The sequence below is a fragment of the Rhodococcus sp. F64268 genome, assembly GCF_023015605.1.
Taxonomy (GTDB): Bacteria; Actinomycetota; Actinomycetes; order Mycobacteriales; family Mycobacteriaceae; genus Rhodococcus.
The window spans coordinates 1-267 of record NZ_JALKAI010000051.1 but is presented as its reverse complement, the minus strand read 5'-3'; the positions used below and the strand labels follow the sequence as shown (position 1 = coordinate 267).

Annotated in this window: 1 protein-coding gene; it reads left to right on the top strand. The window is 64.8% G+C overall.

The annotated features are described in order from the left end of the window. Positions 1 to 267, top strand: a 267-nt coding sequence (locus MWU77_RS24510; RefSeq protein ID WP_247275037.1) for a transposase, incomplete at both ends; no start/stop codon positions are given.

Below are 267 nucleotides of genomic sequence, written 5' to 3'. Positions count from 1 at the left end.
CGACCCGATGCGCGGGCATCGACGTCGGACTCGAGTCGGTCGCGGCGATCGTTTACGACGATGGGACCCGCGAGAAGATTGCCAATCCCCGCTGGTTGCGGTCGAAGGAACGTCGGCTGGTCCGCGCCCAACGGGCTTACTCGCGCACCATGAAAGGGTCGAAGAATCGGGACAAGGCCCGCCGAAAGGTTGCCGCGGCGCACCGGAAGGTGCGCGAGACGCGGTTGGATCATCACCACAAGCTCGCTCTTCGGCTGATCCGCGAAA